We start from the raw sequence: 19,807 nt of genomic DNA, 5'->3' as shown, positions 1-19,807 counted from the left end.
ATGGCGGGCCTTGAATATGCAGGCCTCGAATATACTGAGGCGGCCCTGGCGGATCTCGCCGCCATCTGGACCTATACCAGCAACACATGGGGTGAAGAGCAGGCCGAGCACTATATCGAGGCGCTGGAAGCGGAATGCCTTGGGCTTGCCACGGGGGAAATCCGCCACAGGCCGTTCCCGGCGCTGCGGGCGTTGACCGGCTATCGCCGCTGCCGGCACCACTACATCTTTTTCGTCAGGGACGGCGTGCGGACGATCATCGTCGCCGTGCTGCACGAGCGCATGGATTTGATCGCACGGCTCGAAAGCCGGCTTTGACCGCAATGATCTGTGTGGGGATGGAATGGTGGGCGCGACAGGGATTGAACCTGTGACCCCCGCCGTGTGAAGGCGATGCTCTCCCGCTGAGCTACGCGCCCATTCCGTCGAGGCCCGGATGTTTAGTAGCGCGCGCGGTGCCTGTCAAGCACCTGTGGCATGACCTTGGTCAGATCGGCGAAATGGTCGATCACCGCGTCCGGGTCCAGTTCGTGGGCCGGCACCGGGGTATAGCCGAAGGAGACCAGCACCACCGGAACGCCGGCATCGCGCGCGGCGCGCAGGTCGGTCGAGCTGTCGCCGACCATCAGGGTGCGGGTCAGATCGCCCTCCAGCGCCTCGACCGTGGCGATCAGGTGGCGGCCGTCCGGCTTCTTCACGGGGAGACTGTCGCCGCCGAGGATCGCCCGGGCCGGGAAGAACCCGTCCAGTTCGAGGGCGATCAGCACCTGCTTCGCCAAGGCTTCGGGCTTGTTGGTGCAGACGCCGAGGCGGACGCCGCGCGCCCTGAGCCAGTTCAGGGTGGCGGCGACGCCCGGAAAGGCGACCGAACGGTCGGCGACATGGCCGGCGTAATAGCGGATGAACCATTCGACCAGGGCATCGACCTCGGTCGCGGATTTCGGCACGGCATGGGCTTCGAGCCCGCGCTCGATCAGCTTGCGGGCGCCATGGCCGACCATGTGGCGCACCTCGTCCTCCGGGATCGCGGCGAGGCCGAGGGTGGCGAGGGTGGCGTTCAGGGCGCCGGTCAGGTCCGGGGCGCTGTCGATCAATGTGCCGTCCAGGTCGAAGACGACCGTATCGGGCAGACTGGCGGTGAAGGGCAGGATTTCGCAGCTCGACATGATGGCGGCAGTGTGCGCGGGCAGCGCAAGACTTTGCAATAAAAGGTGACTGTCTTAAGGCCGGCGGCCTGTGGCACCTTGTCGCCCGCGAATCCGTCCGTGTCGAGTGATCTCATGACCGCCCCTGCCATTTCGTCGAAGACCGCCGCCGTGATCCTTGCCGCCGGCAAGGGCACGCGCATGCGCTCCGACCTGCCGAAGGTCCTGCATCCGGTGGCGGGCGTGCCCTTGATCCATCACGTCGCCGCCGCCGCCCGCGCGTCCGGCGCCGATCACCTGGTCGCCGTATTGTCGCCGGCCCTGGTCGACGTGGGCGACAGCCTGCCGGGGATCGAGATCGCGATCCAGGATCCGCCGCGCGGCACCGGGCACGCGGTCGCCGCCGCCCTGCCGCTGCTGCGCGGCCAGGAGGGCGGTGTACTGATCCTGTTCGGCGATACGCCCCTGATCGAGGCGGAAACCCTGGGCCGCCTGCGTGCCGCCCTGGATGCGCCGAATGTCGCCGTCGCCGTGCTCGGCTTCCGGCCCGACCAGCCCGGTGCCTATGGTCGCCTGGTCACCGACGGCGAAGGCGGTCTCGCCGCCATCGTCGAGGCGGCGGAGGCGAATGCCGAGCAATTGGCGATCCCCCTGTGCAACGCCGGTGTCATGGCGATCCGGGCCGAACATCTGGCGGATCTGGTCGGCGCCATCGACGACACCAACGCCAAGGGCGAATTCTATCTGACCGACGTGGTGGCCATCGCCCGCCTGCGCGGGCTTGCCGTCGCCGTGGTCGAAGGCGCGGCCGACGAGGTGCTGGGCGTCAACAGCCGGGTCGAGCTGGCCGAGGCGGAGGGCGTGATGCAGGATCGCCTGCGCCGCCGTCATATGGCGGCGGGGGTCAGTTTCGAGGATCCGGTCTCGGTCCGCCTCGCCCTCGATACCGAATTGGGGCGCGACGTCACCGTGGCCCCCCATGTCGTGTTCGGGCCGAAAGTCAAGGTGGCGGACGGCGTTCGCATCCATGCCTTCAGCCATATCGAGGGTGCGACGGTCGAGGCCGGCGCCATCGTCGGGCCCTTCGCCCGGCTGCGCCCCGGCGCCGTCGTCGGCAAGGGGGCCCATGTCGGCAATTTCGTCGAATTGAAGAATGCGGTGCTGGGCGAAGGCGCCAAGGCTAATCACCTGACCTATCTGGGCGACGCTACCGTGGGCGCCGGGGCCAATATCGGCGCGGGCACCATCACCTGCAATTACGACGGTTTCAACAAGGCGCGGACCGAGATCGGCGAAGGCGCCTTCATCGGCTCCAACACCGCCCTGGTGGCGCCGGTCAGCGTGGGTGACGGCGCGATCGTCGGCGCCGGTTCCGTGGTGGTGGAGCCGGTCGCGGCGGACGCGCTCTATCTCGAACGGGCGCGCCCGGTGCAGAAGCCGGGCTGGGCCGCGCGCTTTCGCGCCGCCATGCGCGACGCCTTGAAGTCCAAGACGAAGGAGTGAGCCATCCATGTGCGGCATCGTCGGTATCGTCGGTCGGGAAGTGGTGGCGGAACGCCTGGTGGACGGCCTGCGCCGGCTCGAATACCGGGGCTATGACAGCGCCGGTCTCGCCGGCCTGGTGGACGGCCGGATCGAGCGGCGCCGCGCCGAGGGCAAGCTCCAGGCCCTCGCCGATCTGATCGCGGCCGAGCCGCTGGGCGGCGTCACCGGGATCGGCCATACCCGCTGGGCGACCCATGGCGCGCCCAATACGGTCAATGCCCACCCCCATGCGACCGAGCATGTCGCCGTCGTCCACAACGGCATCATCGAGAATTTCCGCGAATTGAAGGACGAACTGGTCGCGCGCGGCCATGTCTTCGAAAGCGAGACCGACAGCGAGGTGGTCGCCCATCTCGTCTCCGACGGGATCGACAACGGTCTCTCGCCCCAGGACGCCGTGGCGGCGGCGCTGCGCAAGCTGCGCGGGGCCTTCGCCCTCGCCATGCTCTTCGCCGGCAGGGACGGGTTGCTGATCGGGGCGCGGCGGGGCAGCCCGCTCGCGGTCGGCTTCGGCGAGGGGGAAATGTTCCTCGGCTCCGACGCCCTGGCGCTGTCGAGCTGGACGCGCCGCGTGCTCTATCTCGAGGAAGGCGACTGGGTCGTGCTCTCGAAAGCGGGCGCCCAGGTCTTCGACCACGAGGACCGGCCCGCCGAACGTTCCATCCGCACCGTGGCGCTGTCGCCCTCCCAGATCGAGAAGGGCAATTTCCGACACTACATGCAGAAGGAAATCTTCGAGCAGCCCCAGGTGATCGGCGACGCCATCGCGACCTATCTCGATCCCGCCACGCGCCTGCCGCGCCTGCCCGAGGGCGGACCCGACTGGCGGGCGGTGTCGCGCCTGACCATCGTCGCCTGCGGCACCTCCTATTACGCCGCCCTGGTCGCCAAATATTGGTTCGAGCAGATGGCGCGCCTGCCGGCGGAGGTCGATATCGCCTCCGAATTCCGCTATCGCGAAGCGCCCCTGCCGACGGGCGGCGCCGCGCTCTTCGTCTCCCAGTCGGGGGAGACGGCGGATACGCTGGCGGCGCTGCGCTATGCAAGGTCGCAGGGTCAGTTCATCGTCGCCCTGGTCAATGTCCCCGAAAGCTCCATGGCGCGGGAGGCGGATCTGGTGCTGCCGATCCTGGCCGGGCCCGAGATCGGCGTCGCCTCGACCAAGGCCTTCACCTGCCAGTTGGCGGTGATCATGTGTCTCGTCCTCGCCGTCGCTCGGGCGCGCGGCACCCTGGACGGGGAGGAGGAGGCGCGCCTCTGCGCCGCGCTCTCCGAAGTGCCGGCGCGCGCCCTCGAAGTGCTGAACCACGACGAGAAGATCCGCGAGATCGCGGGCTGGCTGTCGGAAGCGCGCGACGTCCTCTATCTCGGCCGGGGCGTCACCTTCCCGGTGGCGCTGGAAGGCGCCCTGAAGCTGAAGGAAATCTCCTATATCCATGCCGAAGGCTATGCCGCCGGCGAATTGAAGCATGGCCCCATCGCCCTGATCGACGAACAGGTGCCGGTGATCGTGCTGGCGCCCCATGGCCCCCTGTTCGAGAAGACGGTCTCGAACATGCAGGAGGTGCTGGCGCGGGGCGGGCGCGTCGTCCTGCTGTCCGACACCAAGGGCATCGCCACCGAGGGCCGTCACGCCGCCGAGATCATCGAACTGCCGGTGGTCCATGCCTTCGTCACGCCGCTGCTCTATGCCATTCCGGTGCAATTGCTCGCCTATCACACCGCCGTCGCCAAGGGCACGGACGTCGATCAGCCGCGCAATCTGGCGAAATCCGTGACGGTCGAATAGGCTGGTTTCCTCCCGAAGCGGGGGCGAAGCCCCGACCTGCGGCGGCAGTTTCCTTCCTGACCGGCCGCGTCATCGGGCAATCTGTCCGGAACGAGGGCTGAAGAAAGGGGGCGCGTGAGAGCCATCTGCGATCCGTGGCGGCCGTGGGCGGTCGTCCTCATGGTCCTCGCCGGCGCCCTGTTCGTTTCCGTTCCGCAGGGCAGCGCGGCATCTCCGCAACCCCGAGCGATCGTCGTCGACGCCAGGGGCGGCGCCATCCCGCTTTGGCCTGGGGTCACCATGCTGACCGATCCGAGCCACGGCCTCGGCATTGCCGACGTCACCGCCCGGCGCGACGAGTTCCGCGTGCCCGATACCGCCGCGCGCAACCTGGGCCCCCGCGACGAAGCGGTATGGCTGCGCGTCGAGCTTCGCCTGAACACGCCGACGGATACCTATTGGTGGCTGGCGCTGCGCAGCACCCCGATCGACGAGGTGGATGTCTTCCTGCTGCGTGACGGGCGGCTGATATCCCGCGATTTCCGCAGCCAGGGCATCGCCTATCACAGCCAGCGGACGCCCTTCCGCTTTCCGGCGGTCGGGCTCGAGATCGGCCCGGTCGGCCAGTACGAGATCTACATCCGCCTGCGCAAATATCTCTCGCTGGCGCTCTTCGCGCCGCTCACCCTCGAACCGCTGCCGCTGCTGGTGGCCGAGGAAATGTCGACCCAGGCGGTCCAGGGCGCGCTCTTCGCCATCTGCATCTGTCTCGCCCTCTACGGCTTCGGCGCGGGGCTGCTGTCGCGGGAACCGCTCTACGGCTGGTTCGGGCTCTTCGCCCTGTCGAACGCGATGATCCCCTTCATCTACTTCGGCTTCGCCGCCCAGCACCTTTGGCCGAGTCTCAGCAATCCGCGGGGCGATTCCGTCCTCTTCTTCCTGGTGCTGATGACGGCGAGCGGACTGTTCTTCGTCGACCGGACGCTGGAGGCGGCGCGGGCCTCGCCCCGGATGTCGCTGGCCATGCGGGGCGCCGGCGTCCTTCTGATGGCGCTCTGCGCGGCCTTCGCCATCGGCGTGGTATCGCCGAACGCCATGGCGATGGTGGTTGCCGTGGTCGGGCCGTCGCCCTTCCTGCTCGCCCTGCCGGTCGCCCTGCGGCGGGCGTGGCGTGGCGATCCCGTCGCCTATTGGGTGTTCGCCGGCTGGCTGCCCCATGCCGCCGCCCTCGCCGTCGGCTTCGCCATGCATCGGGGCTGGCTGCCCTGGACCGAAGTCGTCGACCATGCTCTTCAGGCGGGCGGTCTCCTCGATCTCGTCACCTGGATCGTGGTCATGGTGATCCGCGAATCCGCGGTGCGGCGCGAAGCACTCTATGCCCGCGACGAACACGTCAGGCTGCGGGCCCTGGCCGAGACCGACGGCCTGACCGGGCTTCTCAACCGGCGCGGTTTCGGCGCGCGCATCCCCCGGCTGGAAGCGAAGGTGCGCGGCGGCGGCGGCTTCGCGCTCTATCTTCTCGATCTCGACGGCTTCAAGGCGGTCAACGACCGCCATGGCCACGAGACCGGCGACATGGTGCTGAAACGGATCGCCGAAGCCCTCACCGTGATCGCGCGGTCGCAGGATCTGGCCTGTCGTCTGGGCGGCGACGAATTCGTGATGGTGGTCGAGGGCGTCGAGAGCGAGGAGGTGGCGAACCGGATCGCCGAACGCCTGCACGCCGCCTGCATCGATGCCCTGGCTGCCCCGGGACTCGATCCCGAAGGTCTCGGGGTGACCATCGGCTATGGCCTGGCGCCCCAGGACGGTCTTACGGTCGAAGCCCTGACCCGGCACGCCGACAGGGCCATGTACGCCGCCAAGCGCGCCGGCAAGAATCGCGTCGGCCGGGGCGGGGACCGGACCGCCGCCACGGGCTGAGACCGGTCAGGCCAGCTCGAAGCGGATGTCCTGGGCGCCTTCCCACAGCGTCATCTTGCCGAGTGCGACCAGATTCTCCAGGCCGCCGGTCAGGGTGACGAAGTGATTGCCGGCCAATTGGCCCATCTTGCTGGCGAAATGGACGCCGCCATAGGCGAGCAGGATCTCGGTCTCGCTGATGCCGCCGGGATAGAGGATGATCTGGCCCGGCGCGGGATAGGACGTATGATTCTCGTAGCCGACGCCGAAATCGAGATCGCCCAGCGGCATCCAGACGCCTTCGCCGCTCCAGCGCACGTGGACGGCCTTGCTGACGAAGGGCATGTGGCGGCGAAAGGCGGCGCAGGTCTTCGGTGCCAGCTCCTCTTCGAGCCGGGCGTCGAAGGTGAAGGGGCCCGCGATCACACGCAGTTTCGTCATGGACGATCTCCGGAAGGAAGAAGGAACGGATGGCCCAAGACTATGCCGGAATCGGCAAAACCCCAGCGCACTCTTGCGGAAACACATTTCGGAATTTTCGAGGGATGGCCCGGTGAGCGTTCCGCCCGTGAGCGATCCGCCCGTGAGTGTTCTGGACGACTCCATTCGCCTGCGCGATGGCGGGTCTGGCGATGCGCCGGCCCTGGCCGCGCTGTTCCGGGCCTCGGTCCATGGTGCCGCGGCCGGCCATTACGACGCCGGCCAGCGCGAGGCCTGGGCCCCGGCCGATCTGGACGTGGCGGCCTTCGCGGCGCGCATCGGGCGCTGTCGGATCATCGTCGCCGAACGGGCGGGGCGGCCGGCGGGCTTTGCCACCCTGGCGCCGGGCGGCCTCGTCGACATGCTCTTCGTCGATCCGGACTTTCTTCGCCTCGGTATCGGCCGGCGCCTTCTCCGGGCGGTCGAGGATGCCGCGCGCCTGGCCGGCGACGGGCGGCTCGAAAGCCACGTCAGCCTGACCGCGCGGCCGCTGTTCGAGGCGGCGGGTTTCCGCGTCGACGCCGAGCAGAGCGTCGAACTGCGGGGCCGGCGCTTCACCAATTTCAGGATGTCGAAGCGGCTCTGATCAGACCGAGGGGCAGCCGTCACCTTCGAGGGACAGGGGCTCGGCATTGCCTTCCGCCCAATGGTCGGTGAGCAGGGTCGGGATGCCGGAATATTCGGGGGCACCGCTCGTGCCGTAGAATCGCTCCGCCCCGGCGGTCCCGCTGACGGCGAAGCAGAAGGGCGGCCCGTCGGGGTTGAGGGCGCGATACTGGAAACAGACGGTCGGCGTGCCCGCCTCGAAGATACCGAAATCTGCCGTCAGCCGTTCGATCCACCAGCGGCCGGCATAGAGACATTGGCGCTGGCGGTAGGCGGCCTTGCCGTCGGGTGCGTAATATTCGGCGACGGCGTCGCCGTTCAGGTATCGGCCATAGAGTGTACGCCCCGCCAGCATGTCGCGCAGGCGCGCCGGATCGCGGATCACGTCCACGTCGGCACGGGCCGCCGCCGTCGCGTCCAGCAGGAAGGCCGCCGCCAGCACAAGGGTGGCGAATGCCGCGCGCAGGGCGCGGGCCCGGCGTGTCGTGGTGCGTTGGCGCGCCATGATGGATCCTCCCGACCTCCCTAAAGGTTACCGGTCTGATATGCGCCTTGCGGGGGCACATTGAAAGGGGCGGGGCTTTTCCCGCCCGTGCGCGGCACCTTAAGATGCCGGGACTGAACCGGAGGATTCCATGGTCGAGCTGAAGGATGCCACTCTGTTCCGGGACCGGAACTTCATCGGCGGGGAATGGGTCGCGGCGGACGACGGCGGTACGATCGAGGTGACCAACCCGGCCACCCTGGCAGTCCTCGGCACCGTGCCCAGGGCCGGCAAGGCAGAGACGGCTCGCGCCATCGCCGCCGCCGAAATCGCCATGCCCGCCTGGCGCCGCAAGACGGCCAAGGAGCGCGCCCTCGTGCTGCGCCGCTTCGCCGACCTGATGATGGCCAATCAGGACGATCTCGCCATCCTGATGACCGCCGAACAGGGCAAGCCCCTGACCGAAGCGAAGGGCGAGGTCGCCTATGCCGCCTCCTTCCTCGAATGGTTCGGGGAAGAGGCGAAGCGGATCTACGGCGAGACGATCCCGTCGCACGCCCCGGACAAGCGCATCATCGTGACGCGCGAGCCGGTGGGCGTGGTCGCGGCCATCACGCCGTGGAACTTCCCCTCGGCCATGATCACCCGGAAGATTGGCCCGGCGCTGGCCGCCGGCTGCGCCGTCGTGGTGAAGCCCGCCAGCCAGACACCCTATTCGGCCCTGGCGCTGGCCGAGCTTTCGGTGCGCGCCGGCCTGCCGGCGGGCCTGTTGAACGTGATCACCGGTTCGGCCGCCGCCATCGGCGGGGAGATGACGTCGAACCCGGTGGTGCGCAAGGTGACCTTCACCGGCTCGACCGAGGTCGGCAAGGTGCTGATGGAACAATGCGCCGGCACGGTGAAGAAGGTCAGCCTGGAACTCGGCGGCAACGCCCCCTTCATCGTCTTCGACGATGCCGATCTCGATGCGGCGGTCGAGGGCGCCATCGCCTCCAAATACCGCAACACCGGGCAGACCTGCGTCTGCGCCAACCGGCTTCTCGTGCAGGACGGCGTCTATGACGCCTTCGCCGAGAAACTGGCGCGCGCCGTCAATGCCCTCAAGGTCGGCAACGGCGCCGACGCCGGCGTGACCCAGGGCCCGCTGATCGACATGAAGGCGGTCGCCAAGGTCGAGGAACATATCGCCGACGCACTGGCCAAGGGCGCCAAGATCGCCACCGGCGGCAAGCGCCATGCCCTGGGCGGTTCCTTCTTCGAGCCGACGGTGCTCACCGGCGTCACGCCGCAGATGGCGGTGGCGCGGGAGGAGACCTTCGGCCCGCTGGCGCCCCTGTTCCGCTTCGCCCACGAGGATCAGGCGATCCAGATGGCGAATGATACCGAATTCGGCCTCGCCTCCTATTTCTACGCCCGCGACGTCGGCCGCATCTTCCGCGTCGCGGAGGCGCTCGAATACGGCATCGTCGGCATCAATTCCGGCCTGATCTCGACCGAGGTGGCGCCCTTCGGCGGCGTCAAGGAATCGGGTATCGGGCGCGAGGGTTCGTCCCACGGCATCGACGATTTCGTCGAGATCAAATACATCTGCCTCGCCGGTCTCGACAAATGACGGGGGATTTCCCGGTCCTCGCGGGCGACAGGCTGATCGACTGGCTGGTCGCCGCCGGGACCAGGGCAAGGGCGGAAGCCGCGACCGACCATCTGCCCGTGGTCACCCTCGGCCTCGCCGAGGCGGCGGAGGTCCAGGGCCGGGTGATCGGCATGGTGGAGGGGCGGAACGGTACCGACTGGCTGGTGCTGCTCGACGGTGCCGAAGCCCATCATGTCCGTCTCCAGGACATCAGTCGCGTCAGCGTGGCGCTCGAGGCGATGCGCCGCCTGTCGGCCGCGGCGGACGCCGGCTCGGCGCCGGGCCGTCTCGGCCTCGCGCGGCGCGGCGCGGCGATCGCGGCGGCGGTGCAGGCGGAACTGGCGGCGCCCTTCTCGATCGACCTCGATTTCGACGGCTTCGCCGAGGACGAGGCGACGGAGCGCGCGATCGACGCCAACCTGAGCGCATTGGCCGAGGCGCTGCGCCGCCAGACCGCCGCCCCCCTTGGCATCGATCGCCTGAGTGTCCACATCAAGGGCATATTGATCGCGGCCAGCGGCGGCGAGCCGGCGGGCATAGCCCGCAAGGGCGAGCGGCTGGTGCTGCGCCTCTCCCATTCGGACGAGGGGGTCGAGGTCTTTCCGGCCGACGAACTCGCCCGCGAACTCCAGGCGGTACTGTCATGAGCGGATCCCATCCCTACGACTACGATCTCTTCGTCATCGGCGCCGGTTCGGGCGGTGTCCGGGCGGCGCGGATCTCGGCCGGTTACGGCGCCAAGGTCGCCATCGCCGAGGAATATCGCGTCGGCGGGACCTGCGTCATTAGGGGCTGCGTGCCGAAGAAACTGATGGTCTATGCCTCCCACTACGGCGAGGAGATCGAGGACGCGGTGGCCTTCGGCTGGACCGTGCCGGGGGAGGCACGCTTCGACTGGAAGGCCCTGATCGCCGCCAAGGACCGCGAGATCGACCGCCTGAACGGCCTCTATCTGAAGGGCCTCGAAGGCGCCGGCGTCACACTGATGGAAAGCCGCGCGCGTTTCGTCGACGCCCATACGCTCGACGTCGGCGGCCGGACCGTGACCGCCGAGACGATCCTGGTGGCGACCGGCGGCACCCCCGACAAGCTGGACATTCCGGGCGCCGAACACGCCATCACCTCGAACGAGGCGTTTCATCTGGCCGATCTGCCGAAGCGGGTCGCCGTGATCGGCGCGGGTTACATCGCGGTCGAATTCGCCGGCATCTTCAACGGTCTCGGTGCCGAGACCACGATCGTCCATCGCCGCTCTCGACTGCTGCGCGGTTTCGATGATGATGTCGCCGTGCGCCTTGCCGAGGAATATGCGGCCAAGGGCATCCGCCTTCATTTCGACGCCAGCCCGACCGCGATCGACAAGACCGACGACGGCCTGCGCCTCCATCTCTCCGACGGCGCGACGCTGGATGTCGATGCCGTGATGTTCGCGACCGGCAGGGCACCCAATACCCAGGGCCTCGGGCTCGAGGCGGCGGGGGTCGAGACCGGCCGGAAGGGGGAGATCCTGGTCGATCTCTATTCCCGTACCAATGTGCCGAACATCTATGCCGTCGGCGACGTCACCGATCGCATGGCCCTGACGCCGATCGCGATCAAGGAGGGACACGCCTTCGCCGACACGGTCTTCGGGGCCAAGCCGGGGGTCGCCGATCACGACGACGTGCCGACGGCGGTGTTCAGCCAGCCGCCCATCGGCACCGTCGGCCTGACGGAAGCCGAGGCGGTGGAACGCTTCGGCGAGGTCGACATCTACGAGGCCGGTTTCCGGCCCATGAAGCACACGCTGACGGGGCGCGCCACGCGCAGTTACATGAAACTGATCGTGGAGCCGCGCTCGGACCGGGTGGTGGGCGCCCATCTGATCGGCGACGACAGCGCCGAGATCATCCAGGCGCTGGGCATCGCGGTGAAGATGGGGGCGACCAAGGCCCAGTTCGACCGGACCGTGGCGGTTCACCCGACGACGGCGGAGGAATTGGTGCTGATGCGGGCCAAGGCCCGCACGGCGCGGGCCGAGGCGGCGGCGGAATAGGCCCTCAGGGCATGGAAGCGTAGTCGGACACGGGCTTCGCCTCGCTAATCAGGCCGGCCTTCAAGAGGAAGGCCGCCGCGCGTTCCATGCGCAGGGGATCGAAGGCGCCGGGGCTCGCGGCGAGGCGCGGCAGGGTCAGGGTCCAGGCTTCGCGGTTCAGTTCGTCGTCCAGCTCCGGGTGATCGGCGACGAAGCGGGCGAAGGCTTCGTCCGGGTGATTGAGGACATAGGTCGTGCCCCGTTCCAGCGCCGTGATGAAGCGGCGCACGCGCGGGTCGCGGGCCTTGTCGGCGGCGGCGGCCAGGATCAGTTCGTCATAGGTCGGCACGCCATGGTCCTCGACCGCGAAGATCCGCGCCGGCTTGCCCAGAAGCCGCATCTCCGGGATCTCGAAATTGCGATAGGCGCCGATCACCGCATCGACTTGACCGGCCGCGAGCGCGGTCGCCAGGGCGAAGTTCACATTGATCAATTCGACGTCGTCGAGGGTCAGGCCGCCGTCCGCCAGCATGGTCTTCAAAAGGGCATCCTCGAAGCCGGCGACGGAATAGCCGACCTTCCGGCCCTTCAGGTCGGCGATCGACTTCACCGGCCCGTCCGCCAGCACGGCCAGGCAGTTCAGCGGCGTATCCACCAGGGTGCCGATCTGTCGCAGCGGCAGGCCCTGGTCGACCAGCAGCACCAGTTGCGGCTGATAGGTGACCGCCAGGTCGGCCTTGCCGGCGGCGACCAGCTTCGGCGGATCGTTGGGGTCGGACGGTGCGATCAACTCGACCTCCAGCCCCTCGTCGGCGAAATAGCCGTTGGCCTGCGCGGCGAAGAGGGCGGCGTGATCCGGGTTCACGGCCCAGTCCAGCAGCACGGTCATCTTGTCGGCGGCCGCCGCGGGCAGGGCCAGCAGGAGGGACAGCGCGGCGGCCGTCGCGATATTCAGGCGTTTCATGGTTTCGTTTCCTCGAAGGTGCCGGCGGCATCGCCGCCGGCCCAGGGGGTGAGCCGGCCCATGGCGAAATCGACGAGCCGGTAGAGCAGGATCGCGACGAGCGCGAGGACGATCAGGGCGGCGAACATCAGGTCGATCTTCGCCCGGGCATTGGCATGGAGCATCAGCCAGCCGAGCCCGCCCGATGCCCCGACCCATTCGCCGACCACGGCGCCGATCGGGGCGACGGCGGCGGCGATGCGCAGCCCGGAGCCGAGCGCCGGCAGGGCCGCCGGCCCGAACAGATGGATCAGCAGGCGCAGCCGCCGTCCCGGCCGCGCGCAGCCGGCGGTCATCACCCGCGCCATGTCCAGCAACCCGGCATCGAGCCGGGCGATGCCGTCGGCCAGTGCCACGGTCACGGGAAAGAAGATGATCAGGCAGGCCATGGCGACCTTGGACGCCATGCCGTAACCGAACCAGAGCACGAGAAGGGGCGCCAGCGCGAACACCGGCACGGCCTGACTGGCCACCACCAGTGGCAGCAGGAAGCGCCGCATCCCGCGCGATGCCGACAGCATGACGGCGGCGCCGATCCCCATCAGCGTGCCGAAGACGAGGCCCAAAAGGATCTCGACGCCCGTGATCGCGCCGTGGCTGGCCAGCAACCGGGCCTGTTCCACCAGGGTCCGACCCACGCGCGCGGGCGAGGGCAGGAGGAACGGCGGCAGTCCCGCCACCATCACGGCGCCCTGCCACAGCAGCAGGATCACGCCGAGGGTGACGATTGGGGCCGCGATGCGTTTCAGGCTGGCCATGTCACGCCCCCTCGCTGGAAAGGGCGGCGAACAGCGCATCCTGCGCCGACGCCAGGGCGGGATCGCCCGCGGCGCGCGGTACGTCGCCCGGCGGCGGCGTCACCTGGCGCAGGCGCGCGGGCCGGCCCGACAGCACCAGCACATGATGGCCGAGGCGCAGCGCCTCCAGCGGATCATGGGTCACCAGCAGCACGGTGCGCCCCGCCAACACGCCGGCCGTCTCGCCCTGCAGGCGGTGGCGGGTGACGGCGTCGAGGGCGGAGAAGGGTTCGTCCATCAGGACGATCGGGCAATCCTCGTAGAGCGTGCGCGCGAGCGCGGCGCGCTGGCGCATGCCGCCCGACAGCGCCGTCGGCCGCAGACCCGCCGCCGTCGAAAGCCCCAGTTGCGCCAACAAGGCGTGGGCGCGGGGCGCGTCCGGCGCGTCGCCGCGCAGGCGGTCGCCCAGCATCACATTGTCGAGCACGCTGGCCCAGGGCAGGAGATTGTCGTGCTGCGCCATCAGCGCGGTCCGCCCGGCCAGCGGCCGGCCGTCGCCGGCGCTCACCGTGCCGCCCAGTCCCGCCGTCGGCAGCCCCGCCAGGAGGCGCAGCAGGCTCGACTTGCCGACTCCGCTCGGCCCGAGAAGGCAGGTGGTCTCGCCGCCCGCCAGGTCCAGATCCAGGCCCTCGAAATGGACCTGGGCCTCGAAGCGCAGGCCCGCCCCGCGCACGGCGATGCCGGGGGCGGTCGCAGGGCGCGACGCGGAAATGATGACGCGGACGCCGGCATCGGCCGGCCGGTCGGAATCGACCATAGGAAACACCCATCCCTACGCCGGCATGAACCGGATCAGGTTCTAGGGGTCGTTCCGCGTGGAACCTCTCAGCCGGCGCTCCGGCTCCCCCTGGTGAAGAAGCGCGCATGATGACGGCGAAGTCCGGACACCGCAAGCCCCATCCCCATCCGCTCCCCACATCCCCTCCCCACATCCCCTCCATTGAACCTGCCCCGGCCGTCGTGTATGGAGGGTGGCCTCGGGGCGTAGCTCAGCCTGGTAGAGCGCTTGCTTTGGGAGCAAGAAGTCGCAGGTTCGAATCCTGTCGCCCCGACCAATACTTAGCTCACTTGTCCACAGGGCGTTTTACAGGGCGTTTTACAGGGCTCGTTCCGCTGGTGTTCTGATCGAGACGCCTGATGCGGTCCAGAATCAGTTCGTCCCGCTTGACGTAACGGTCAATGAGCCGCTCGACGCTATCCTCTCCCCAGCCCAGGATCTCCGCGATCTCGCGGTTTTTGAAGCCAGCGACATAGAGGCGTGTCGCGGCGGTGCCGCGCAAATCGTGGAAATGGAGATCGAGGCCGGCGCGCTTGATCGTGCGCTGCCAGCTCGCGGAAAAGCCCGATCCCCATGGGCGGCCGTGGCTGTTGACCAGCACCGTCGTCGCTGCCCTGGGCGTGTGATCGAGGAAGTCGCGGAGTTCGGCGTAGAGCGGGATCAGCGCGGTTCGCCGCCCGCCGCTCTTCGCCGTCCGCATCTCGATCGCCAGCGGCCCGACGTGCGACCATGACAGGCGCAGCACGTCGCCCCGCCGAAGTCCCGTCAGGGCCGCCAGGCGCGCCGCCGCGAATACCTCGGGCGATGCGATGGCCTCCAGGCGCGCGAAGTCGGCTGCGGCCCAGACGATGGACGACCGATCGACCTCATAGAGTTGGTCCAGACCGATGCAGGGGTTCGTCAGAATGAGGCCCTTGGGCGACACGGCGAACGCCAGAAGGCGCGACAGCACCTGGATGGCCATGTCGGCCGATCGCGGCTTGTGCGCCCATCCATCGCGCCACGCGATGATGTCCGGTCGGATCTGCGGTCGATCGAATTGGCGGATCGTCAACTTGCCGAAATGCTCGTCGATCCGGTCGAGCCAGAGGCCCCATGCGGCGCGCGTCGTCGGCGCCAGCTTCTGCCAATAGTGGCTTGCCTTGTAGGAAGCGATGACGCCGGTCAGCCGGCTCGTGTCGGGTTCTCGCCGCCCCCTCAGGGCTTCGGCCAGTTCCTCCACAAAGGCTTTCGTACCCGGCTTCGCGTGGAGGCGGGGGGCGCCTTTGCCGCGCCATGCGTAGTAATAGACCTTGCCGCGCGCCGTGACGCGGTGGACGGATTCAAGATCAACCTTTGCCAACCTTCCGTCTCCATTGCTCCAGCTCCGCGTCAAGATCATCATCTGGCGCCTCGGTTGGCGCCTCCGTCAAGATGTCAACCGACCCGTCGGGCCGGATGCGAACACCGCCGATGGGGATGCCGTGCTTCCGCATCGCGGCGATGGCGCGGCTGACGGCGGTGATCGAGGCGGATTTCATGGCAATGCCGCTACATCAGTCGCACCCGGCTGCGCCGGGCGAATTCGCCGAAGGTCAGGTCCGGGGCGAGATCGTACATATCCAGCCATTTGGCGTAGCGGGCCTTGGCGTGACTGGTGGCGACCGCCGTCATTTCGATGCCGTTGAAAGTGACGACATAGAGGCGGTGTCGATCGCCGATCTGTCGCAGATGTTCCGCCAGCGCCGCGCGGCCGGCCGGGGTGACGGACATCATTCGAAGATCGCCGGCTATCCCATCATCACGCCAATGATCCGACGCCATCATGACCAGGCATTCCGCGCTGCCGGCGCCCACCGCGAAATGGTTTCGATACGTTTCGGCAAGCGGATCGACGGGGCGCCCGAGGGCATGATCGATGCGATCGAAATGCTTGTCGGTGAGGTAGCGATTGACCTGCATCATCACCCCCGCATCGGCATGAGAACATGGGTGGTCGCGGAATCACCGGGCGCCGTCCCCGGGTGCATCTCGACGCGGCACTTATGGCAGGTTGGTGGGGTCATGTGGCCTCCATTTCCGCGATCTTGGCCTTGAGCGCAGCCTGGAGCAGAGCGGTGGCAGGGGCATCGGCAACGCTCGCCGGATACTCCCGGGCCGTTTTCGGGGGCTGCACCCACCCGGTGGCCCCGAAATCTTCTTTGATCCCGACGCCGTAAACCCATCCCGGCAGCACGGCCTCGGTGAAGGCGATGGCCCCGTCGACAGAAGCGCGCAGAAGCGCGTCGAAGACGGCAGGCTGAAGGTGGTATTCATCAGGGCAGAGGGCGCCGTGGATACCATCGGCAAGAGCCCCCGTTTGTTCCCCCGCTTCCAGCCGGGAGACGAGGGCGCGAAGGGTGGGGAGGTCAGCGGTCATGGTTGTGTTTCCCCGGATCAGCAGGAACGCGGATGGCTCTGGTCAAGGATATACAAAAATTGTTCATCAAGCCGTTTCTGTAAGCGGCGGTAGGCTTGGGTTGCTGCCCACGACTGACGTTCCGCAAGAGAACGAGAACCGTCAGCAGGTGGAACCTCAACAAACTCAACTTCGCCTTCTTGGAGATTGGCGCCTAGAAGGGCAAAACCGCAGTTGCCGTCTATACCGAGGAGAACTCGCTTCATCACTTCATCCTTTCATTCAAGAGGGTATTTTCATAGTCAGGATTTGATTTCATGCGCTCCATGCCGTTGCAGTATTCGACATGCGCACAATGACTAACTCCACAAGCCCGACAAGCACGGCAATACATTCCGCTGGGATTGTCTTTAAGAAGAGCATCTGGCTTTGGCTCCATTGCCGCAGCTTTATCGTAGTTTTCCCACGGTTTCATAATCACCCCTCCTTCCCGCCCAAGAGGGTGTCGATTTCAGCCATGGCCCGCCGTACCGTCTCGTCCGCTGCATCGACGAAAATTCGATCCATGACACCTCCGAACTCTTGGATATGTTCGACAAGAGCCTTGGATTCTTCGAGTGCCTCCCGCGCCGCCGTGATCGTCATACGCAGGGCGCGGATGGTGTCATCGCTTTTTGCAATCCGTTTGGCCGCAAACTCAGCCATGCTTTCCGCTACCTGCTCACCAGGACAAATGCCATCGGCTTTGGTCGCGCCCGGAAACGTGGTCTGATCGTCCGCGTACCAGGGAAATCCGAGCGCCTTGCCAAGGATTTGCATCACGTCGTCGTTCAGGCTCGAATAGACCGCCTTGAGGCGCGCAATCTCCGCCTTCATCGCTGCGACCTTAGCGGTTGCATGAGGCGCCGCGACTTCGATGTTGCCCGCCGGCGAATATTCGAGGGCGGCATCCTCGTGGATGGCCGTTACACCATCTTCGGGAGTGGCGGCGCTGGCCGAGTAGCGCCCGGCCTCATCCTTGATGCTGGTATACCCCTGCGCCGCCGGCCGATAATAGAGGCCGCGCTTCATCAAGAGGTAATTGTTGCGCTCGGTCATCATCACTCCCCCTCTCCGCCCAAGAGGGCGTTGATCTGGGCGAGAGCTTCTGAGGCGAGCGCCCTCATTTTCGTGGCGCGCCAACCGTCTTCTTTGCCCTCAATCCAGTAGACGCGCTCGATCTTGGTAAGCGCGTCGATCAACCTGGCGTTCTCGGCGCCAGCCTCTAATTCAGCGATTGGTCTGCGAGCGTCGATCATCCGATCTGCGGTGCCCTTTGTCTTGATGGCGAAGACACCGGTGGTTGGAACATCGGCGGGCCGCCAAATCGTGCCGCAGCACGAGCAAAGGTGAGAGCGATGCGACGGGTTATTCCAACCCGGACTCGGCGCGTCTATGTGCTGCTGGTGGCAGAACGGGCAATGCAAAATCATTGGGATCGGGCACGGACTGCCTACATGACCTGCGACCGCATCGATCTTAGCAAGGGCCTCGTCTAGCATCTGGTCAGGGTGTGGCGTCAGATTGTCACGCGCATGAATTAACGCGTTGCGCGCCACCTTGAGGGCTTCCGCCTCAGTCAGTGGCTGGGCGTCATCATCCGGGTCACGGTCAAGATTGGCGCCGTCAAGATCGGCTTCGATTTGCCTGACCACCGTCGCGTCTTCGCCTTCGAGCGTCTCTCCGGTACACTCTTCCAGCCAGCGAAGGTTGGCCAGGACAAGGCGCAGGTCGGTCCGCATCGACTCCTGCCCGGCGGCGTACCCATCGTCATAAACCCGATCATGGCGCTCGGACAGTGACGTCATCACAGCGACGCCTGCGGCAAGGGCGATGCGCATGGTTGCGTCCGATGGTACCGCCAATCCATGTTCTCGGAAGATGCGCTCAACAGCCGAAAGAATGGGCTCTTGATAGCCTGGGAAGTGCGGAAGAGCTGCGCTGATAGCCGCGTGGGCCTCTTCCCGGACGAATTCAACTTGCTGGGACATGGCCGGCAGCAGCAATGTCGCATCCCAGCCAATTTCATCATCTGCGCTTTCCCAGATTGCTTTGGCTGCGGCCTCGATCGCAGCGGCGGGGATCTTCACTTCATCCATGACGGAACCTCCATCGTTGCCGGGACCCACGCGAATTGCTCCCGCTCCCGGATATAGATCCGCTTCACCAAGCCCCTGCGACCGAGTGACCAGAGGCCGGTGAGCACCCTCTCCCATGGGAGGTCATCCTCCCCGGCCAGCCAGCGGCGGGCGATGTCCTCGGGGGTCATCCCTTGATCCTCCGGGCTTCGGTACTATCGTCGATCAGCGCTTGCCCCAGCCTCACAGCATCGGATCTGGGAAGGGAGAAGACCTCCTTGGTCCCATCCGGATAGCCGACGTGGATGTGACGCCTGCCTTTTTTCTCGGCGGTAACGATAAAGGTGACATCCTGCGTCATCCCACCATCCTCCCAGGCTCAATCATCTGCATCACCTCTCGTTCCAAGTCCGCGCGGTCTACCCCCGGCAGGATCCGCGCCACGATGACGTCGACCATCTGGCTGTAGACCTTCGAAAACTCCGCCTGATCCATCGACGCGAACGAAATCGACTTGGGCACGTAGTAGACCGGCCCCTTGATCGACACGCGCTTCTCGAACAGGCCGATGGCCATCTTGAGGTCTTCGAGAAGGGCCGTGGAGTTCGGCCACCGTCCATCCGTGTTCTCGACCACGATCCCGAGCAAGGCGAACAGCTTCCGGTGATGCCTCGGGTTCCGCTTCCGCTGAACAGTGATCTCGACGCACTCGCCCATGGCGATGGCCCGCATGATCGCCTCCGCGTCCTCGTCGGCCGGGCGGAGGGCGCCGAGGTGCTTGGCGAAGTACCCCTTGGCCATCACCGCCCCCGCTCTTGCTTGGCGCGGCGGATGTGCGCGGAAGACCTCGCCAGCGCCTCGCATTCCTTCGCAAGATCGACGCCGTACTTGGCCTCGAATGCGGGCTGGCCGATCCGGTGCTGCTCTTGGTGATGCTTGGCGCAGGCCGGGAAGACCCACTCGTCGCCCGGCTTCACGCCCGTCCCCGCGTTCGCGGCCGACCGATAGTGAGCGGCCTCGATACGGCCTTCACACTCGCCGCTCTTGAAGGCGACACAGACGAAGCCCCTGACATGGGCGAGGTGGGCCGGCGATCGAATGGGACCGTCGTTGTCTCGGATTCCTGACCGGTTGGGCTTGCGGCGGGGGAGCATCACG

General features: G+C 67.1%; 24 protein-coding genes, 2 tRNA genes and 1 riboswitch. Of the genes, 10 read left to right on the top strand and 16 right to left on the bottom strand.

Translation table 11 applies throughout. The features are described 5' to 3' along the window. The gene (locus tag L2U69_RS12135) at nucleotides 1–318 is read left to right on the top strand and encodes a type II toxin-antitoxin system RelE/ParE family toxin (protein ID WP_236107232.1); all 318 of its coding nucleotides are present in this window, start codon (nucleotides 1–3) and stop codon (nucleotides 316–318) included. A gap of 26 nt (nucleotides 319–344) precedes the next feature. On the opposite strand, the gene L2U69_RS12130 is transcribed toward L2U69_RS12135, so the two are convergent. Next, nucleotides 345–419: transfer RNA gene (locus L2U69_RS12130), tRNA-Val, on the bottom strand. 21 nt (nucleotides 420–440) lie between these two features. After that, on the bottom strand, nucleotides 441–1,166 hold the full coding sequence (gph, locus tag L2U69_RS12125) for a phosphoglycolate phosphatase (protein ID WP_236107230.1): 726 nt from the start codon (nucleotides 1,164–1,166) through the stop codon (nucleotides 441–443). Nucleotides 1,167–1,280: 114 nt separating this feature from the next. Between gph and glmU the strand changes: the two genes are divergently transcribed. From glmU to L2U69_RS12110, 3 genes are all read left to right on the top strand, one after another. Next, entirely contained in the window at nucleotides 1,281–2,648 is a 1,368-nt protein-coding gene (glmU, locus tag L2U69_RS12120; RefSeq protein ID WP_236107228.1) for a bifunctional UDP-N-acetylglucosamine diphosphorylase/glucosamine-1-phosphate N-acetyltransferase GlmU, read from the top strand. A 7-nt stretch (nucleotides 2,649–2,655) separates the two neighbouring features. Then, nucleotides 2,656–4,479 carry a glutamine--fructose-6-phosphate transaminase (isomerizing) gene (gene glmS, locus L2U69_RS12115; RefSeq protein ID WP_236107225.1) on the top strand — a complete coding sequence of 608 codons (1,824 nt, stop codon included), beginning with the start codon at nucleotides 2,656–2,658 and terminating at the stop codon, nucleotides 4,477–4,479. A gap of 114 nt (nucleotides 4,480–4,593) precedes the next feature. Continuing rightward, on the top strand, nucleotides 4,594–6,381 hold the full coding sequence (locus L2U69_RS12110) for a diguanylate cyclase (protein ID WP_236107223.1): 1,788 nt from the start codon (nucleotides 4,594–4,596) through the stop codon (nucleotides 6,379–6,381). A 6-nt stretch (nucleotides 6,382–6,387) separates the two neighbouring features. Here L2U69_RS12110 and L2U69_RS12105 read toward each other — a convergent pair whose 3' ends face one another. Next, nucleotides 6,388–6,801, bottom strand: coding sequence for a DUF3830 family protein (locus L2U69_RS12105; RefSeq protein WP_236107221.1), 414 nt, complete (start codon nucleotides 6,799–6,801; stop codon nucleotides 6,388–6,390). A 112-nt stretch (nucleotides 6,802–6,913) separates the two neighbouring features. Here L2U69_RS12105 and L2U69_RS12100 point away from each other — a divergent pair, with 112 nt between their 5' ends. Continuing rightward, nucleotides 6,914–7,426 carry a GNAT family N-acetyltransferase gene (locus L2U69_RS12100; RefSeq protein ID WP_236107219.1) on the top strand — a complete coding sequence of 171 codons (513 nt, stop codon included), beginning with the start codon at nucleotides 6,914–6,916 and terminating at the stop codon, nucleotides 7,424–7,426. On the opposite strand, the gene L2U69_RS12095 is transcribed toward L2U69_RS12100, so the two are convergent. Continuing rightward, entirely contained in the window at nucleotides 7,427–7,951 is a 525-nt protein-coding gene (locus tag L2U69_RS12095; protein WP_236107217.1) for a hypothetical protein, read from the bottom strand. A 130-nt stretch (nucleotides 7,952–8,081) separates the two neighbouring features. Between L2U69_RS12095 and gabD the strand changes: the two genes are divergently transcribed. Genes gabD through gor form a run of 3 tightly spaced genes read left to right on the top strand, consistent with a single transcriptional unit; the run spans nucleotide 8,082 to nucleotide 11,598 of the window. Beyond that, the gene (gabD, locus tag L2U69_RS12090; RefSeq protein WP_236107215.1) at nucleotides 8,082–9,542 is read left to right on the top strand and encodes an NADP-dependent succinate-semialdehyde dehydrogenase; all 1,461 of its coding nucleotides are present in this window, start codon (nucleotides 8,082–8,084) and stop codon (nucleotides 9,540–9,542) included. Continuing rightward, a complete protein-coding gene (locus tag L2U69_RS12085) occupies nucleotides 9,539–10,210 on the top strand; it encodes a hypothetical protein (RefSeq protein WP_236107213.1) in 672 nt (223 codons plus the stop codon). Before gabD ends, L2U69_RS12085 begins: the two co-directional genes overlap by 4 nt. Next, the gene (gene gor, locus L2U69_RS12080; RefSeq protein ID WP_236107211.1) at nucleotides 10,207–11,598 is read left to right on the top strand and encodes a glutathione-disulfide reductase; all 1,392 of its coding nucleotides are present in this window, start codon (nucleotides 10,207–10,209) and stop codon (nucleotides 11,596–11,598) included. The genes L2U69_RS12085 and gor overlap by 4 nt, the downstream gene beginning before the upstream one ends. A gap of 4 nt (nucleotides 11,599–11,602) precedes the next feature. Here gor and L2U69_RS12075 read toward each other — a convergent pair whose 3' ends face one another. The 3 genes from L2U69_RS12075 to L2U69_RS12065 all read right to left on the bottom strand — a co-directional run bounded on the left by L2U69_RS12075 (nucleotide 11,603) and on the right by L2U69_RS12065 (nucleotide 14,134). Next, complete coding sequence (locus tag L2U69_RS12075; RefSeq protein ID WP_236107210.1) at nucleotides 11,603–12,541, bottom strand: ABC transporter substrate-binding protein; 939 nt, start codon at nucleotides 12,539–12,541, stop codon at nucleotides 11,603–11,605. Further along, complete coding sequence (locus L2U69_RS12070) at nucleotides 12,538–13,338, bottom strand: ABC transporter permease (RefSeq protein ID WP_236107209.1); 801 nt, start codon at nucleotides 13,336–13,338, stop codon at nucleotides 12,538–12,540. Before L2U69_RS12070 ends, L2U69_RS12075 begins: the two co-directional genes overlap by 4 nt. Nucleotide 13,339: 1 nt before the next feature. Next, nucleotides 13,340–14,134: an ABC transporter ATP-binding protein gene (locus L2U69_RS12065; protein ID WP_236107208.1), complete on the bottom strand. Its 795-nt coding sequence runs from the start codon at nucleotides 14,132–14,134 to the stop codon at nucleotides 13,340–13,342. Then, nucleotides 14,129–14,235, bottom strand: a riboswitch (TPP riboswitch). It overlaps the preceding gene by 6 nt. Nucleotides 14,236–14,355: 120 nt before the next feature. On the opposite strand from L2U69_RS12065, the gene L2U69_RS12060 reads away from it, so the two are divergent. Continuing rightward, nucleotides 14,356–14,432 (top strand) — tRNA-Pro (locus L2U69_RS12060). Between the two features lie 9 nt (nucleotides 14,433–14,441). Here the strand turns inward: L2U69_RS12060 and L2U69_RS12055 are convergent. Further along, a complete protein-coding gene (locus L2U69_RS12055; protein WP_236107207.1) occupies nucleotides 14,442–15,539 on the bottom strand; it encodes a tyrosine-type recombinase/integrase in 1,098 nt (365 codons plus the stop codon). Between the two features lie 29 nt (nucleotides 15,540–15,568). Between L2U69_RS12055 and L2U69_RS12050 the strand changes: the two genes are divergently transcribed. Continuing rightward, nucleotides 15,569–16,231, top strand: a complete 663-nt coding sequence (locus tag L2U69_RS12050; RefSeq protein WP_236107206.1) for a hypothetical protein — start codon at nucleotides 15,569–15,571, stop codon at nucleotides 16,229–16,231. On the opposite strand, the gene L2U69_RS12045 is transcribed toward L2U69_RS12050, so the two are convergent. The 8 genes from L2U69_RS12045 to L2U69_RS12010 all read right to left on the bottom strand — a co-directional run bounded on the left by L2U69_RS12045 (nucleotide 16,197) and on the right by L2U69_RS12010 (nucleotide 19,803). Then, a complete protein-coding gene (locus L2U69_RS12045) occupies nucleotides 16,197–16,553 on the bottom strand; it encodes a hypothetical protein (RefSeq protein ID WP_236107205.1) in 357 nt (118 codons plus the stop codon). The genes L2U69_RS12050 and L2U69_RS12045 overlap by 35 nt on opposite strands. 17 nt (nucleotides 16,554–16,570) lie before the next feature. Further along, complete coding sequence (locus L2U69_RS12040) at nucleotides 16,571–16,798, bottom strand: hypothetical protein (protein ID WP_236107203.1); 228 nt, start codon at nucleotides 16,796–16,798, stop codon at nucleotides 16,571–16,573. Then, nucleotides 16,798–17,007, bottom strand: coding sequence for a hypothetical protein (locus tag L2U69_RS12035; RefSeq protein WP_236107201.1), 210 nt, complete (start codon nucleotides 17,005–17,007; stop codon nucleotides 16,798–16,800). The genes L2U69_RS12040 and L2U69_RS12035 overlap by 1 nt, the downstream gene beginning before the upstream one ends. A gap of 2 nt (nucleotides 17,008–17,009) precedes the next feature. Then, nucleotides 17,010–17,633, bottom strand: a complete 624-nt coding sequence (locus L2U69_RS12030; RefSeq protein ID WP_236107199.1) for a hypothetical protein — start codon at nucleotides 17,631–17,633, stop codon at nucleotides 17,010–17,012. After that, on the bottom strand, nucleotides 17,633–18,670 hold the full coding sequence (locus tag L2U69_RS12025; RefSeq protein ID WP_236107197.1) for a hypothetical protein: 1,038 nt from the start codon (nucleotides 18,668–18,670) through the stop codon (nucleotides 17,633–17,635). The genes L2U69_RS12030 and L2U69_RS12025 overlap by 1 nt, the downstream gene beginning before the upstream one ends. A gap of 166 nt (nucleotides 18,671–18,836) precedes the next feature. After that, nucleotides 18,837–19,010, bottom strand: coding sequence for a hypothetical protein (locus tag L2U69_RS12020; RefSeq protein ID WP_236107195.1), 174 nt, complete (start codon nucleotides 19,008–19,010; stop codon nucleotides 18,837–18,839). Beyond that, complete coding sequence (locus L2U69_RS12015) at nucleotides 19,007–19,450, bottom strand: DUF1367 family protein (protein ID WP_236107193.1); 444 nt, start codon at nucleotides 19,448–19,450, stop codon at nucleotides 19,007–19,009. The genes L2U69_RS12020 and L2U69_RS12015 overlap by 4 nt, the downstream gene beginning before the upstream one ends. After that, nucleotides 19,450–19,803 (bottom strand): HNH endonuclease signature motif containing protein, encoded by a 354-nt coding sequence (locus tag L2U69_RS12010; RefSeq protein ID WP_236107191.1) that lies wholly within the window; start codon nucleotides 19,801–19,803, stop codon nucleotides 19,450–19,452. Before L2U69_RS12010 ends, L2U69_RS12015 begins: the two co-directional genes overlap by 1 nt. Nucleotides 19,804–19,807 lie beyond the last annotated feature (4 nt).

The organism is Zavarzinia marina (assembly GCF_021568905.1).
Classification (GTDB): domain Bacteria; phylum Pseudomonadota; class Alphaproteobacteria; order Zavarziniales; family Zavarziniaceae; genus Zavarzinia; species Zavarzinia marina.
Note: the sequence above shows the minus strand (reverse complement) of the source record. Positions and strands in the feature narration are given on the sequence as shown.